The sequence below is a fragment of the Proteiniphilum sp. genome, from assembly GCF_034927365.1.
Classification (GTDB): Bacteria; Bacteroidota; Bacteroidia; order Bacteroidales; family Dysgonomonadaceae; genus Proteiniphilum.
Genome location: NZ_JAYFQD010000010.1, coordinates 178,199 through 194,062 on the forward strand (window position 1 = coordinate 178,199; position 15,864 = coordinate 194,062).

12 protein-coding genes and 1 pseudogene are annotated in these 15,864 nt (G+C 43.4%); 10 read left to right on the top strand and 3 right to left on the bottom strand.

Annotated elements, in window-relative coordinates; all coding sequences use genetic code 11:
- Nucleotide 1 precedes the first annotated feature (1 nt).
- From VB073_RS07900 to VB073_RS07935, 8 genes and pseudogenes are all read left to right on the top strand, one after another.
- A pseudogene (locus tag VB073_RS07900) lies at nucleotides 2-499 on the top strand (MFS transporter); the annotation flags it as partial.
- A 1,661-nt stretch (nucleotides 500-2,160) separates the two neighbouring features.
- On the top strand, nucleotides 2,161-3,396 hold the full coding sequence (locus VB073_RS07905; RefSeq protein ID WP_323403614.1) for a DUF1343 domain-containing protein: 1,236 nt from the start codon (nucleotides 2,161-2,163) through the stop codon (nucleotides 3,394-3,396).
- A 60-nt stretch (nucleotides 3,397-3,456) separates the two neighbouring features.
- Nucleotides 3,457-4,617, top strand: a complete 1,161-nt coding sequence (locus VB073_RS07910) for an acyltransferase family protein (RefSeq protein WP_416349521.1) — start codon at nucleotides 3,457-3,459, stop codon at nucleotides 4,615-4,617.
- Between the two features lie 125 nt (nucleotides 4,618-4,742).
- Nucleotides 4,743-5,591: an ATPase gene (locus VB073_RS07915; RefSeq protein WP_323403616.1), complete on the top strand. Its 849-nt coding sequence runs from the start codon at nucleotides 4,743-4,745 to the stop codon at nucleotides 5,589-5,591.
- A 95-nt stretch (nucleotides 5,592-5,686) separates the two neighbouring features.
- Complete coding sequence (murQ, locus tag VB073_RS07920; protein ID WP_323403617.1) at nucleotides 5,687-6,505, top strand: N-acetylmuramic acid 6-phosphate etherase; 819 nt, start codon at nucleotides 5,687-5,689, stop codon at nucleotides 6,503-6,505.
- Between the two features lie 11 nt (nucleotides 6,506-6,516).
- Nucleotides 6,517-6,858, top strand: a complete 342-nt coding sequence (locus VB073_RS07925) for a hypothetical protein (RefSeq protein WP_323403618.1) — start codon at nucleotides 6,517-6,519, stop codon at nucleotides 6,856-6,858.
- A gap of 38 nt (nucleotides 6,859-6,896) precedes the next feature.
- On the top strand, nucleotides 6,897-7,718 hold the full coding sequence (locus VB073_RS07930; RefSeq protein WP_323403619.1) for an alpha/beta hydrolase: 822 nt from the start codon (nucleotides 6,897-6,899) through the stop codon (nucleotides 7,716-7,718).
- Between the two features lie 57 nt (nucleotides 7,719-7,775).
- Nucleotides 7,776-8,900, top strand: a complete 1,125-nt coding sequence (locus tag VB073_RS07935; RefSeq protein ID WP_323403620.1) for a lipid II:glycine glycyltransferase FemX — start codon at nucleotides 7,776-7,778, stop codon at nucleotides 8,898-8,900.
- Between the two features lie 65 nt (nucleotides 8,901-8,965).
- On the opposite strand, the gene VB073_RS07940 is transcribed toward VB073_RS07935, so the two are convergent.
- A complete protein-coding gene (locus tag VB073_RS07940) occupies nucleotides 8,966-10,600 on the bottom strand; it encodes a hypothetical protein (RefSeq protein WP_323403621.1) in 1,635 nt (544 codons plus the stop codon).
- A 41-nt stretch (nucleotides 10,601-10,641) separates the two neighbouring features.
- Nucleotides 10,642-12,342, bottom strand: coding sequence for a M12 family metallopeptidase (locus tag VB073_RS07945; protein WP_323403622.1), 1,701 nt, complete (start codon nucleotides 12,340-12,342; stop codon nucleotides 10,642-10,644).
- 280 nt (nucleotides 12,343-12,622) lie between these two features.
- Between VB073_RS07945 and VB073_RS07950 the strand changes: the two genes are divergently transcribed.
- A complete protein-coding gene (locus tag VB073_RS07950) occupies nucleotides 12,623-13,192 on the top strand; it encodes a serine protease (protein ID WP_323403623.1) in 570 nt (189 codons plus the stop codon).
- Nucleotides 13,193-13,199: 7 nt separating this feature from the next.
- Nucleotides 13,200-14,687: a flotillin family protein gene (locus VB073_RS07955; RefSeq protein WP_323403624.1), complete on the top strand. Its 1,488-nt coding sequence runs from the start codon at nucleotides 13,200-13,202 to the stop codon at nucleotides 14,685-14,687.
- A gap of 65 nt (nucleotides 14,688-14,752) precedes the next feature.
- On the opposite strand, the gene VB073_RS07960 is transcribed toward VB073_RS07955, so the two are convergent.
- Entirely contained in the window at nucleotides 14,753-15,835 is a 1,083-nt protein-coding gene (locus VB073_RS07960) for a ketoacyl-ACP synthase III (protein WP_323403625.1), read from the bottom strand.
- Between the last annotated feature and the right edge of the window lie 29 nt (nucleotides 15,836-15,864).

Below are 15,864 nucleotides of genomic sequence, written 5' to 3' on the forward strand. Positions count from 1 at the left end.
AATGAAAACAACACGTAATCCCTGGGCATGGATCCCTACTTTGTACTTTGCCGAAGGTTTACCTTACGTAGCAGTAATGGTTATTTCTGTCGTTATGTACAAACGGTTCGGATTATCCAATACCGAAATAGCCCTCTATACCAGTTGGCTCTACCTTCCCTGGGTCATCAAGCCCTTCTGGAGCCCCTTCGTCGATATCCTGAAAACCAAACGGTGGTGGATTATATCCATGCAGCTACTGATAGGTGCGGGATTCGCCGGTATCGCCTTTACCCTGCCCGCTCCTTTCTTCCTGCAGGCGTCACTCGCTTTCTTCTGGCTGATGGCTTTCAGCTCCGCCACACACGATATCGCTGCCGATGGCTTTTATATGCTCGCACTGGACGAATCACAGCAATCGTTCTTCGTCGGCATACGCAGCACGTTCTATCGCCTGGCATCCATTACAGGACAAGGATTATTAATTATCCTGGCAGGTAGCCTGGAAGTTGTGACGGGATTAGAACCTGTGAATATTCAAGTGAATTCATCCAATTCCTTACAAACCGAAACTCAATATCAAACTGTATCTAATCCGGCAAATGAGAAGTTGACTTTCGTATTATCAACAGAGAACTTAATCATCAATACCAATAAAATATCATCTGATTCTCTGCATAAAATAAAAACAGATACTCATGAAAGTAACGTTGCGGCTGGTTTTGTTTCGGAAAATAAAGAAAATCCTTTCCAAAGACAGGAAAAGAAAACATGGTGGTCTGAAAATGTTTCGGAGCCGCTGGGAGAGTATCTTAAAACTCGTTTTGGAGAAAAGAGAACCAATCTTACACAAATCGAATCATCCGGATTAGTCGGTAATGCGGGTATCATTGCAATAAGCTTAAACAGGCCGCCAGAGAAAGGAAAAGATATCGTAATCAATACAGCCCTCTCCAAAGGGAATAAAAATTTTTCACTTGTGGAAGGCGAGCGACTCGTTTTTAATTCGGAGAACTGGAACAAGCCTGCCTATATGGTCATTCAATTGGATTCGAAGTTGGATGAGGAAGCCGTATCCCACTTCAAAGGGACATCAGGTAATATACCCTTTGCATGGAGCATCACGTTCTTTATTATGGCAGGGTTATTCATCGCTTTCTTTGTCTGGCACCGCTTTATGCTACCCTATCCGGCTAATGACATGGGAAAAACGGTACATACCCCGAAAGAAGTGATGGTAGAGTTTGGAAATACCTTCAGAACTTTTTTTACGAAAAAAGGGATCGGGCTGGCAATCGCCTTTATGCTACTCTACCGGCTGGCCGAAGCTATGTTGATAAAACTCACCTATCCTTTCCTTCTTGACGGACGGGAAGTAGGCGGATTGGGATTAAGCACACAGGATGCAGGGATAGCGTATGGCACTGTCGGTGTAATAGCTCTTACATTAGGTGGTATTGTGGGCGGGATCGTAGCTTCCCGTAAAGGACTAAAATACTGGATCTGGCCTATGGCACTGGCCATCACACTCCCGAATCTGGTCTATCTCTTACTGGCAATATACCAGCCGGAGAATTTCATTTGGGTTAATATCGGAGTGGCCATCGAACAATTTGGTTATGGCTTCGGATTCACCGCCTATATGCTTTTTCTGATCTATTTCTCTCAAGGTGAACATAAGACAGCCCATTACTCCATCTGCACGGGGTTCATGGCTTTGGGGATGATGCTTCCGGGCATGATTGCCGGATGGATACAGGAACAACTCGGCTATGTGAATTTCTTCATATTTATCGTGATTGCTATTATTCCAACCTTGTTACTCATTCCTTTTCTGAAAATTGACAAGGATTTTGGGAAAGTGAAGAGGTAATGTGCCAATGTGCCAATATGCCAATATGCCAATATGCCAATATGCCAATGTGCCAATATGATAATGTATTAAATTGTTGATTGGAATTGATTGATATGAATTGATTGATATGAATTGAACGCCAAATTCCAAATCAAAAATCTCAAATATAAAAAGTCTTGACTCCTGACTCTAATTGTCCTGGCTCTAAAAGTCTAAAAATCTTGGCTCTAAAAGTCTTGGTTCTAATAGTCTAATAGTCTTGGTTCTAATAGTCTAAAAATCTTGGCTCTAAAAGTCTAACAGTCTTGGTTCTAAATAAAAAAAGTATGGATAAATTCTTAATATTCATTGTGTGCGGTTTACTCATTCCTTTATCCTCCTCCGCACAGAAGATACGGGTGAAGACGGGGATCGAGGTGTTGAAAGAATCTAATTTCAGAATATTACAGGGAAAACGTGTGGGATTGATCACCAATCCGACGGGGGTCGATAATAACCTGAAATCAACCATCGATATCCTGCATGAAGCACCCAACGTGCAACTCGTAGCTCTTTATGGTCCTGAACATGGCGTACGGGGAGATGTACATGCCGGTGATAAGATCGACTCATTTATCGATCCCAATACCGGCGTACCGGTTCATTCCCTCTACGGAGCGACTCGAAAACCCACCCAAAAGATGTTAGAAGGCATCGATGTACTGGTATATGATATTCAGGATATCGGATGCCGTTCCTATACCTATATTTCTACCATGTATCTCGCCATGCAGGCTGCGGCAGAGAATGATATCGAATTCGTGGTGCTCGACCGTCCGAACCCGTTGGGTGGACTGAAAGTAGAAGGTAATCTGGTGGAAGATGGATTCTTCTCTTTCGTAAGCCAACTCCCGATTCCTTATGTGTACGGACTTACCTGTGGTGAGCTGGCTGAAATGATTATAGGGAAAAAGATGATTTCCGATCCCTGTAAACTCACTGTGGTAAAGATGAAAAAATGGCAGCGAAAGATGAATTTCGAAGATACAGGTCTGCCTTGGATACCCACCTCTCCACATATCCCGTTTGCCCATTCAGCCTATTTTTACCCGGTATCCGGTATCTTGGGAGAATTGGGATATATGTCCATCGGCGTGGGTTATACACTCCCCTTCGAAATGTTTGCTGCCGAATGGATCAATGCCGAAGAATTCTCTCGAACCCTGAATGCAAAACGTCTCCCGGGAATTACTTTTCGTCCAATCCATTTGAAACCATACTACGCAGTTGGACAAGGGACTAATTTTCAAGGAGTACAGGTATACCTGACCGATTTCAGCAAAGCACGCTTGTCGGATATCCAGTTCCATGTGATGGAAGTCGCCGCTCAGCTCTACCCCGATAAAAAAGTGTTTGATCACGCTCCTGAAAACCGATTCAATATGTTCGACAAAGTGAGTGGCAGCGATTTTATCCGTACAGAATTTTCAAAAAATCATCGTTTCACCGATATTCAGTCCTACTGGACCAAAGATGAAGAATCATTCAGAAAATTGTCGAAGAAATATTATCTTTACAAATAATATCAGGTCCAATTAAAATTATCCGATCAAGACGCTATCATATTAATAATGAATACAATAATCGCATCTAAACAAAGTGGGCGTTTGCTATCGCTCGATATTCTCCGGGGAATCACCATCGCCGGTATGATCATGGTGAACAATCCCGGTTCATGGAATTATACCTATGCTCCCCTCCACCATGCACATTGGCATGGGCTTACTCCCACCGATCTGGTATTCCCGTTTTTCATGTTTATCATGGGGGTATCCACTTTCATGTCGTTGCGGAAATTCCACTTCGAGCCATCCAAAGCCGCCATCTGGAAAATTGTACGGCGTACCATTCTTATTTTTGTGATCGGACTGGCATTGGGCTGGTTCGGACAACTATGCAGAGGTCTTGCCTCTGGAGAATCGTTCACACAAGCAGCCACCCATTTCGATACTTTGCGGATATTGGGTGTGTTGCAACGATTGGCCTTGTCATACGGTTTCGCCGCGCTTATTGCCATATTTGTAAAAAGTAAGTATTTATCGTGGTTAACGGCTCTATTGCTACTGGTATATTTTCTGATACTACAATTCGGGAAAGGTTTCGAGATGTCGGAACAAAATATCATAGCCATGATCGACAAGGCGTTATGGGGTACAGATCACATGTATAAAGACTACACCCCGTCAGGGGAACAAATAGCACTCGATCCGGAAGGATTGCTCAGCACACTTCCCTCCATCGCCCATGTATTGATCGGATTCCTTTTTGGTAAACTGATCGTCAACAATAAGGATAACCATACCCGCGTGGAAAAATTGCTGATATGGGGTACTATCCTGGCGTTCTCAGGGTTGTTGTTGCAATACGGCTGCCCTATCAACAAAAAAATATGGAGTCCCACCTTCGTCCTGACGACCACCGGATTTGCTGCACAGTTGTTGGGATTGCTGATATGGATCATTGACATTCATAAAAGAGAGCGATGGAGCCGTTTTTTCCATGCCTTCGGCGTAAACCCACTGATCGTATACGTGTTCGCGGGGGTGCTCGCCACACTGGTATCCAACATCAGGTTTGGTTGGCAAGGTGAATCCATCTCCATCAAACAGTTTGTTTACCATTCGCTGTTGCAACCCTGGGCCGGTAACTATTTCGGATCACTCCTCTATGCGCTCCTGTTTATCTCCGTTTGCTGGCTCTTTGGATATATCCTCTACAAACGGAATATATATATCAAATTATAGTGATAATACGCTTTGCTCAATGGCCTGACAGGAACGCCAAAGGGATATACGCTTCGTATGATAGAAGGATAGTGTGCCAAATACGATAGAAGGATAACCTCTTTTGTAATAGGATGATAATCGCTATGAAGATAGAAAAATTGGATATTTTAATTGCCGACAGTGGCTCGACAAAAACGGACTGGTGCCTCACAAAAAACGGAGAGGTCATACAGCGTTTTTCCGGAGAAGGGATCAATCCGGTATTTCAAACAGGAGAAGAAATTGCAGAGGAGATCAGATTACATGTGCACCCTTCTTTAAAAGAAGCCGATATCGGAGCAGTGTATTTCTACGGAGCGGGATGTATTCCTGAGAAAACGGCGCTGGTACGCGACGCCATTCATCAATCATTTCCTATAGAAACCATTCAGGTATACAGTGATCTGATAGCCGCTGCCCACAGCCTTTGCGGGTACAAAGCAGGGATTGCATGTATCCTGGGAACCGGGAGCAATTCCTGTGAATGGAATGGTTCTGTCATTGTGAAACAGATATCCCCACTCGGTTTTATCCTGGGCGACGAAGGAAGTGGAGCTGTATTGGGAAAACAGTTGGTAGGCGATGCTCTGAAGAACCAACTCACAGAAGGACTGAAAGAGAAACTGCTCGAAGAGTACGAACTCACTCCCACACTCCTGATTGAGAAGGTATACCGGCAACCATTCCCAAACCGTTTTCTGGCAAGCCTCTCTCCCTTTTTACTCAAGCATATCGATGATCTGAGTATCCGACAGATCGTTATCAATAGTTTTTCAGGATTTTTTGAAAGAAACGTGATGCAATATGATTATCGAAAAAATAGCGTTAATTTTGTGGGATCCATTGCATGGTACTTTTCCGATGTACTGAAAGAGGTGGCACTTGAAAAAGAAATTGAGATCGGAACGATCGTCCAGTCTCCCATGTCGGGACTGATTGAGTATCATCGCTGATTAGTCAAGAAGTTGGAAATTAGAAGTTAGAATTGGAATTGGAACTTTTCCAATTCAGCGTATTATCACATCAGTAAATCATTACGTCAAACAACATGTCTTTTATCAAAATAACAGAGCAGGCGTCACTTTACGACAACCCGGAACAGAAACCGGTTCTCGAAATTCTCACAGACATTAACACGGAAGATCAGAAAGTAGCGCTCGCAGTACAGAAGACTATTCCGGAGATAGAAAAGCTGGTGACAGGCATCGTTACGAGGATGCAACGTGGAGGGAGGCTTTTCTATATTGGCGCCGGTACGAGTGGCAGGCTTGGTGTACTCGATGCATCCGAAGTGCCTCCCACTTTCGGCATGCCTAACACCTATGTAATCGGTCTGATTGCCGGAGGAGATACAGCGTTGCGCAATCCCGTAGAAGCGGCAGAGGACAACCTGGACAAAGCGTGGGAAGAACTTACAGCACATAATATCAATCAAAATGATGTATTGGTAGGCATTGCAGCCTCGGGCACCACCCCTTACGTGATAGGCGCATTGCGTCGGGCACGTGAAAAGGGAATCCTCACTGCGGCCATCTGTTGTAATCCCGATTCACCTGTCGCAGCAGAAGCAGAAATCAAAATAGAACCCATTGTAGGATCCGAATACGTGACGGGCAGCACCCGGATGAAAGCAGGAACAGCACAAAAGATGGTTCTCAATATGATCACTACCACTACCATGATCAAGTTGGGAAGAGTGAAAGGCAACCGTATGGTCAATATGCAGCTCACCAATCAAAAGTTAGTCGACAGGGGTACACGCATGCTTGTGGATGAATTGGCACTCCCCTATGATCAGGCAAAAAACCTGTTGCTGCTCCACGGATCAGTCAAGAATGCAATCAACAACTATTCGAAAGAGAAATAAACCCTTACAATATGGCAATTATCATTCATACGGATTACCCCGATCTTTTGTTGGATAAGATCTATGATGCAATAGAAAAAAAGAAAGCGGATAAATGGGTATGCACTTCTGAAGGACTTCTCACTTACGGAACCCTATTATGGAAAAACGAAGCATTCTTCAAGCCGGAGATCTGGGTGGACGATAAACAACTCCGTTTCGGATTGCTAAAAAGAAAAGACAGGAAACATATCTCATCGAAACTTTATACTGCTTTTCATACCAAATTGGTTGAGATGTTGCTTTCCCATTTCGACAGAGATTTCCGGAATGTTACTACTACGGCCGCACGTACCGATCCCGACCGTTTTTAGTTCTTCATTTTTAATTTTTCACTTTTCAGTTTATAATTATGACTCGAATTTCAATACTTCTGCTGCTTCTCGTAACATTGATACCTGCCATAGGACAGGAAACAGAATACAAAACACTTTCCAATATTCCCTATTACGCTGAAGAGATACGTTCGCAAGACAGCTACATCAGCGAGAGATGTGTACTCGATATCTATTATCCGGTAAACAAAAAAGATTTCACCACCGTTGTCTGGTTCCATGGTGGAGGTCTTACAGGAGGGAGTAAAGAGCTACCTGATGCACTCAAGAACAAAGACTTATGTATTATCGGCGTCAATTACCGCCTTGCCCCCCGGGTAAAAGCTCCGGCCTATATTGAAGATGCAGCGGCAGCTGTTGCCTGGGCTTTCAAGAATATTGAAAGTTACGGAGGTAATACCTCACGCATCTTCGTGTCGGGACATTCTGCCGGTGGCTACCTGGCCATGATGATCGGACTGGACAAGCAATACCTTGCGGCTCATGGTATCGATGCCAACCGTATTGCCGGATTGATTCCTTTTAGCGGACAGGCCATCACTCATTTTACAATACGAAAGGAAAACAATATCAATGATAAGCAACCAGTAGTAGACAAATATGCTCCACTTTTTCATGTCCGTGCCGATGCACCTCCCATGCTGTTGATCACAGGAGATCGTGAACATGAATTGTTGGGACGTTACGAGGAGAACGCTTATCTCTATCGTATGATGAAAGTGGCCGGACACTATCATACCCGTTTGCTCGAATTGCAAGGCTACGGTCACGACATGGCTTACCCGGCATTTCCATTGTTATTGAACGAGATAGCACGTATCATCCGGGAGAAAAGATAGTTTTCCTTCTGAAACAGATTTATTTTGGCTACCTTTGTGAGTTAAAATAAAGATGATATGCTAACAAACGTCTGTCTCAAGGAGACCGAAGAGTTGTATGCCACCCCTATTTTGCAGCAAACGGCTTTCTGGTCTGAAGTAAAAACATCGCTGGGAGCCAACACCCTTGCCGTCAACTTCACATCTCAAAATCCGGATCTCTTCCCGGGATTGAGCAACCAGTCATATATAAAATCAGATTTGCTGGTCATTTTACAGCAGATCAACCGCAACCACTCCGTGGCATATGTTCCTTATGGACCGGAAGTTGAACCGCAAGACGAGTTCCAGGGAGTCTTTCTGGAAGAACTCTCAGAGTCTCTCCGCTCCATCCTTCCCTCCAATTGTATCCTCATTCGTTACGATCTGTGTTGGGAATCATATTGGGCCAGAGAGAAGGATCATTTCGACGAAAATGGAATATGGAAAGGAGAACCGGAAAGCCATTCACAGGAATTCCGTTTTAATTTCAATACCCATAACTGGAATTTCAAAAAGGCACATTCCAATATATTGCCGGCCAACACCATCTACCTTGATCTGACTCACGAAAGGGAAACTCTCCTGGAGAGGATGAAACCCAAAACGCGTTACAATATCAGGTTAGCACAACGAAAAGGGGTAACAGTCAGGTCAATGGGTATGGAAGGGATGGATATATGGTATGGCCTTTATAAAGAGACGGCGATAAGAAATCATCTACTTCTGAACGATATGAAGTACTTCCGGGCGGTTCTCGACGCACGGGCAGAGCACAGCAGTTCACCGGCGGACGTAAGCCTAATGATAGCCGAATATGAGGACAAACCATTGGCAGCCATGTTCCTGGTCATTACCGGCCACAGAGGGTCATACCTTTACGGTGCCTCCTCATCCCTGTATCGTAATCTAATGGCAACATATGCATTACAATGGGAAGCAATCATGAAATCACAACTGGCCGGCTGTACCGAGTATGATATGTTCGGCATCTCTCCTACTCCCGATCCGCAACATCCGCTCTACGGACTATATAAGTTCAAATCGGGATTTGGAGGTGATATCTACCACAGTCTTGGCTGCTGGGATTATCCACTGGATAAAGAGAGCTACACCCTCTTTCGTGCATCAGAACTTGGCAGCCAGGGATACCATTTAAGTTAAATCCCTACCCACCGTATTGAAATCAAAATTCCTGTTTTATTCAGCACAATAATACATTCTAATTATTATCTTTTCCGCGACATTGAGGATGTGGGACGGCTGTTGAGTTCTGGCAATTCCATATCCACCAATGAACGTGCCCGAATGGAATAAATTTTCTCTGAAAACCCGTCACTATCCCAAAATAAACGCCCCTGTCCATTTTCAATATATTCATCATAGGGATCTCCTTTGTCATCAAGCATAAACAGTGCTGTGTACATATCTTTGATACCATCAGCATCCAAAGTTCCCGAATAGACTTCAACAAGTTTAAGTTGAAGGCCTCTGGAACTCGTACGTGCAATCTCCACAAAAATTGTAAATTTGTTTCCGCTACCAATGATAAATCCTCCCAGCCCTTCCCCTTTTGAAGAACCAGTTACATAATCCACCTGAATAGTCAATTGGCTGTTATTCTGATTGGAAAACGTAATCATTTTATCCGCAAAGACTTCCCCTATTTCAAAATCATCAGGTATATTGGTTTGTATCAATGTAAGCGGAGATATCAGGTAAGCTCCCGTCAGTGACGGAGGTGTATTCCCTCCATTGACAATCATCCCCAATCTTTCAATTTCATCGAATAATTCTTCCGGGATTAAATTTTTTATATCTTCAGTCAGCCCCTTTTCATCCACTACCGGTAACTCTTCGGACACAAAATCATCATCCGTCAGGGTTAAACGGTTTCCATTCCACACGCCATAAAGATGATATGCACGTCCGGCACGCATCGGGAATTGTTTGGCAGAATTGGTGTTGACAGAAATTATATCATTATTTGATTCACTGCCTTCCGGCAAAATCATTCTCAAAGCTGTTTCAGGCAAGTTTACATTTTTAGGGAATAACCACGAAGTGACAGATACGGTAAATCCTTGTGATATTTTGAGGCCTCTCGGTTGATTCTTAAAATGATCCCATAAAGTAGCCGAATTAAAGAGTGGCACTATTTCCACTTTTCCGGTCATAGGATTAAAAAATGGCTGCATGAATTTATCATTGACCACCTCAGGATAATATAGCCATGGCATGTCATATTCTTTGCTACTTACCAGACCAAGAGCATCTATCGTAAGCATCCGATTAGATGTATTCTTCAAGTGGGTTATCTGCACGGCACCCAAATGGTCAAAATTCACAGACAGATTTGCAGTGCTGGCTTTAGCTATATTAGCCTTAAACCATACCGGTATTGAAATATTTTCCATCCTGTGGGTAAACTCCGGGGATATATCGGCAAGGATTTTCCCGTCGATGATACTCACGCCCTTATTTCTCACACCACTGAAACCATAAATATCAAAAGATTTACCTATATCAATATCCTGGGGAATTCCAATCCTGAAAGAGCTTTGCTTTCCATTGGCCGATATGTTGGATATGGGTACTTCTCCGGCTTCTATCTTAGTTTCACCTTGTACGAAAAAAAGGCTTACTTTGTCTGTTTCATTCCATTTTGCACTTAGATTGAGGCTCCCGGGGATCTCTTCAAGACCTATACGTGTAGTGGCTTCATCATCAGGCGGCATGAATGCCGTTAGGGTAAGCATACGTTCTTTGGTTTCCGTTTGGTGGTCCGACACGATATCGTTATCGTCGCATCCTATAAACAATATGCCTATTACAAAAATTATTGAATATACTATTTTTTTCATTTCGATTCCTCTTTATATTTTGTTACACAACAAATAGAAGATTACAATTTTTCTCCTTCCATATCTTTCACATTACCATTACCATTCTTTGCCAATACCGAGACTGTACACGTAGCAGTTTTATTCCCGTCTAGCGTGGTAACGGTAATCACGGCTGTACCGGCTTTCTTTGCAGTCACTTTACCTCCTGCATCAACAGTAGTTATGGTCGCATCCGACGACTTCCATGTTACCGATTTATTACCGGCATTGAAGGGAGAAACGGTAGCAGTGAGAGTGAAACTTTCACTTTCAATTACCGTTTTGGTTGTTGGACTTACCGTTATTCCTGTGACCGAAATTATTTTTTTAGCCACTATAACTGTACACTCGGTAGTTTTACCGGTTTTGGTATCGGTAACCGCTACTGTGGTATTTCCTTCTGCCACACCCTTCACTGTTAAAGTATTTCCATTGACGGTTGCCGTTGCCACTTCCGTATTATTGGATTCAGCCGTATAACTACCGGTTCCTTCAGTTACGGTTATCTCTACGCTTTCTCCTTCTGTAATGGCTATTGACTGCTTTTCGAGTTGTGGAGCAGATAGGGGTGGATAGAGCCTGTTAATAAATTCTATGTCTTTTTCAGTGAATCGTTCGCGTTGTGGATAAAAGCTAGTTCCATCCAATTTAGTCATTGTAAATTTATTGGGATCGGCAGCAAATGCCCTCGAATGATAACACATTAAAGAATTAAAATCGAAACCTTCAGTGTATTGCCCTTTGGATAGCCAGATATCAAAATTGTGTTCTTTTCCTTTGATGATATTTTCTTTTATAACTATGATATAGTCGTCACGGTCGGGCTTTGATTGCTCATGTAATAATCCAAGCGCATGCCCTATTTCATGAGCTATATTTCCGGCCGTGCCCCAAGTATCTATCACTATTTCCTGTTCACCTCCAATCATACCAATCCACGAATAGCAACCTTTCTCAGGAATATATTTAAACAAAATGTAATTGGTTTCCGTATTCCTCTCTTTAAAGACGATATGGGTTTTATCGAAGAGTTTAATGGCGTCCGATATCCGCTGTTTTTCCGGAAAATTGGGATCAATGGCATAATAAATAATATTATCCGGCCATCGTGCCGGTTCATAGTCAATAGCAGCCGCTCTAAGCAATATTTGAGGATCTATTAATATATCTCCTTGGTAAAATAATTTACCTTCAATTTTGGTGCATTGTAAAAGTACTCCTCCAATGGAAACGGTAACCACCTCTCCTTTTACCCCAGGATAAGCCTGCTCAGTGCCTCTCAGTGTTTCCAGTTCCTGTAACTTTACGGTTTTCACTTCTCCGTAACCGGTTCCGGCCGAATTGGAGGCATAAGCCCTCACATAATAGGTGGTTTCAGGTATCAGTCTTTCGATGCTCCCCGAAAAGAAACCGGTTCCCGAACCATCGATAGTTTTGCTATCGGATATAGTGGGATTTTTGTGAGTAGCATAACAGATACCTCTTCCTACTACAGTTGCTCCACCATCATCGGTAATATTGGCTTCGTAATCAAATGAACCGGTAGTGATCGAGGTGATCAATCCGATCGTCACTGTTGGTTCAGTCGCCACTATCGAATTATCCGGCTCTTTAGGTTCTTCAGGTTTTGTAGGATCCATAATAATATCGGCTGGATCTTCTTTACAAGCGGCCAATAACATAATTACCACAAACATCAAAATATATAAAAAATGTTTCATTTTTGGATTATTGAAAATAAAATCTGTAATATAATTCTCTCTAACTCGGACAAATCAACAAGCAAATGATTATTCGACAAATTTACGCTTATTCTATTTCATTGACTTAAAAGTTAACATTTATTTTTCTCCTGATTGATATATTTAAGAGAAAAGAGAGCATTCTACCTATAATTACCGCCATTTCATTTTACGCATTCCAAAATCTAAAATTTAATTTAAGAACTAATCGTTCATTTACAATTAATTTTGTATCTTTGAGCATTAAAGATCAATATTTATGGAATTCCTACAAAATGCCGAACCTTTGTTGCGAATCTTTTGGTATATCGCAGCTCCTGTTACCGTGATATTTATTATCCAGACAATTCTTACGTTCGTAGGTGGAGACTCCATGGATGGAGTGGATGCCGATTTCGAGGGTGATCTGAGTGGCGGAGATGCTCCGTTTCAACTTTTCTCGCTTCGGAATCTTATTAATTTCCTGCTCGGCTACGGTTGGGCCGGGATCGCTTTTTACAATCTCATTCCTAACAAACCGATACTGATCATAGTAGCTGTCATCGTCGGGATCTTGTTTGTGGCTATCTTCTTTATGATCGTCAAGGTATTCCTGAGATTGGCTGAAGATAATTCATTCAAGATGCAGGATGCGCTCCACAAAACAGCCGAGGTATATCTGACCATCCCGGCAAGCCGCACGGGGAAAGGAAAAATACTGATTAGCGTAGGTGGTTCATTACGAGAACTGGATGCTATGACCGACGAGAAGGAATCCATCCACTCGCGATCGACCGTGAAAATCATCAAAATTGAAAATAACAATATTCTCATAGTAGAAAAAATCTAAATGTATTATGACAGCTGAAACTCTATCATCGCCTATGTTTTTAATTATTGTACTTGCAGTAGTAGTTTTCGTAACCATTCTGGCGCTGGCATCGCGCTTTAAAAGATGTCCTTCAGATAAGATACTGGTCGTCTACGGACGCACCGGTGGAACATCGGCCCGATGTATCCATGGAGGGGGTGCTTTTATATGGCCTGTCATCCAGGACTTCGCTTTCCTCGACCTGAAACCCTTGTCGATTGAGGCCAACCTCACCAACGCATTGAGCCGACAGAATATCCGTGTGGATGTACCTTCACGCTTTACCATCGCCATCTCCTCGGAACCGGAATTGATGAATACCGCTGCAGAAAGGTTACTCGGACTCACTCCCGACAAAATCAGGGAACTAGCCTCCGATATCCTTTTCGGTCAGTTACGTCTGGTAATCGCCACCATGTCTATTGAAGAGATCAACTCCGACCGTGATAAGTTCCTTGAAGCCATCTCCAAAACGGTGGACTCCGAATTGAAGAAAGTGGGATTAAAACTTATCAACGTGAACGTAACCGACATCAGGGATGAATCGGGATATATTGAAGCATTGGGTAAGGAAGCCGCTGCCAAAGCTATTAACGAAGCCAAAATAAGCGTGGCCGAACAGGAAAAGATCGGTGAAACCGGGAAGGCCATAGCCGATAAAGATCGCGAAGTGAGTATTGCAGCGGCCAGAAAAGACGAATCGATCGGAAAAGCCGAAGCTGATAAGCTGATGCGTATAAAAACATCGGAAGCCAATGCCACAGCGGTACAAGGTGAAAACGAGGCAAAGATCACCATCGCTCAGTCCGATGCATCCCGCCGTGAGAAAGAAGCCGAAGCGGCGCGCCTTGCCGTAGCCGCAGAAAAAGTACAACAGGCCAAAGCCTTGGAAGAGGCCTATTCTGCAGAACAAAAAGCGGAAAATGCCCGTGCGGAACGGGAGCGTTCTACCGAAACAGCTAATATCGTGGTGCCCGCTGAAATTGCCAAACAGAAAGCCATCATCGACGCACAAGCCGAAGCCGAACGTATTCGTGTACAGGCAAAAGGAGAAGCCGATGCCATCTTTGCCAAGATGGATGCTGAAGCGCGCGGTCTATTCGAAATACTGAATAAACAAGCCTTGGGATACAGGGATGTTGTTGCCGCCGCCGGTGGTGATCCCGACAAAGCTTATCAGTTGCTGATGATCGAAAAACTGCCTGAATTAATCAAGACACAGGTAGAGGCTGTGAAGAATCTCAAGATCGATAAGGTGACCGTTTGGGATTCAGGCAATAACCAGAATGGGAAAGGCTCTACTGCCAACTTCCTATCTGGACTGATGAAAACCATTCCCCCACTCGACGACCTGTTCAATATGGCCGGAATGAACCTCCCCAATTATCTGAAAGGGGAGGACCGCCCGGAGATAATTCCTGTAGAAGAAGGAACGGAAACGGGAAACGCAACAGAAAAAAAACAGGAAAATTAATTTCCAAAAAAACCCCTCGCCTATCGACGAGGGGTATTTTTTTACAGATAAGAAAGGATTATATTTTAGGGAATGCGGTAGACAATACTGTTGATATTCATGCCGGCTCCAACCGAGGCTAATACAATATTATCGCCACTTTTTATCGTTTGTCCTTTCATTCCACCACGTGTAACGATGTCGAGCAGAGTAGGCACAGTAGCTACCGACGAATTTCCCAACCAGGATATGGTCATCGGCATAATATGCTGGGGTACCTCTTTAAGATCGTACAAATGGAACAAACGCTTCAGGATAGCGTCATCCATCTTCCCATTTGCCTGATGGATCAATACCTTGCTCACTTCGTTTATATGTAACTTTAATTTATCAAGTCCGGCTTTAATGGCTTTCGGCACATTCTCAAGAGCATATTGGTAGAGCCGTCTTCCGTTCATCTTCAGAAAATAATCTTTTTTCTCAGCCAGTTCAGGATTATAAGAATATCCCAGACGAAGCATATTTGCATAGTCCAACGCATCACTGCGTGAATTATGTCCGATCACACCCACGGGAGAATCGCTCTCTCTCGCTTCCATGATGGCTGCTCCTGCACCATCTGCATAGATCATACTGTCACGATCGTGCGGATCGGAGATACGCGACAACACATCTGCCCCGACTACCAATATTTTCTTTGCATCACCCGAACGGATATAGTAATCGGCCTGAATCACCGCCTGTACCCATCCCGGACAACCATACAAAATATCATATGCCACTGCTGACGGATTGGCAATACCCAACTTCTGCTTCAAACGTGCAGCCATTGTCGGCAACACATCTATCCGCATATTATCCACTGTGGTCTCTCCAAAATTATGGGCAAAAATGATATAGTCGAGTTCCTCCTTGTCTATTCCTGCATCCTCTATGGCCCTTTGAGATGCTATTAGTGCCAGATCGGAGGTTGACTCATCATCGCCGGCATACCGACGCTCGGCGATAGTGGTTATTTCCTCAAATTTCCTCGTAATTTCCTCATTGGGTGTGGAAAGTTTCTCCCCAGTGGAATCATAAAACTCGTAATTATGGAAAAATTCATTTTTTATCTGTTTGGCAGGGACATAACTGCCAGTTCCGGTAAAAATACTATAAAGCTTACTCATTGCGAATTATTCTTTATTAACTTGACAAC

Excerpts from the sequence above, each read along its gene's own strand:
- VB073_RS07945 (WP_323403622.1), bottom strand. The coding sequence starts at position 12,342 with ATGAAACATTTTTTATATATTTTGATGTTTGTGGTAATTATGTTATTG.
- VB073_RS07930 (WP_323403619.1), top strand. The coding sequence starts at position 6,897 with ATGACTCGAATTTCAATACTTCTGCTGCTTCTCGTAACATTGATACCT.
- VB073_RS07940 (WP_323403621.1), bottom strand. The coding sequence starts at position 10,600 with ATGAAAAAAATAGTATATTCAATAATTTTTGTAATAGGCATATTGTTT.
- VB073_RS07935 (WP_323403620.1), top strand. The coding sequence starts at position 7,776 with ATGCTAACAAACGTCTGTCTCAAGGAGACCGAAGAGTTGTATGCCACC.
- murQ (WP_323403617.1), top strand. The coding sequence starts at position 5,687 with ATGTCTTTTATCAAAATAACAGAGCAGGCGTCACTTTACGACAACCCG.
- VB073_RS07960 (WP_323403625.1), bottom strand. The coding sequence starts at position 15,835 with ATGAGTAAGCTTTATAGTATTTTTACCGGAACTGGCAGTTATGTCCCT.
- VB073_RS07905 (WP_323403614.1), top strand. The coding sequence starts at position 2,161 with ATGGATAAATTCTTAATATTCATTGTGTGCGGTTTACTCATTCCTTTA.
- VB073_RS07925 (WP_323403618.1), top strand. The coding sequence starts at position 6,517 with ATGGCAATTATCATTCATACGGATTACCCCGATCTTTTGTTGGATAAG.
- VB073_RS07955 (WP_323403624.1), top strand. The coding sequence starts at position 13,200 with ATGACAGCTGAAACTCTATCATCGCCTATGTTTTTAATTATTGTACTT.
- VB073_RS07950 (WP_323403623.1), top strand. The coding sequence starts at position 12,623 with ATGGAATTCCTACAAAATGCCGAACCTTTGTTGCGAATCTTTTGGTAT.
- VB073_RS07915 (WP_323403616.1), top strand. The coding sequence starts at position 4,743 with ATGAAGATAGAAAAATTGGATATTTTAATTGCCGACAGTGGCTCGACA.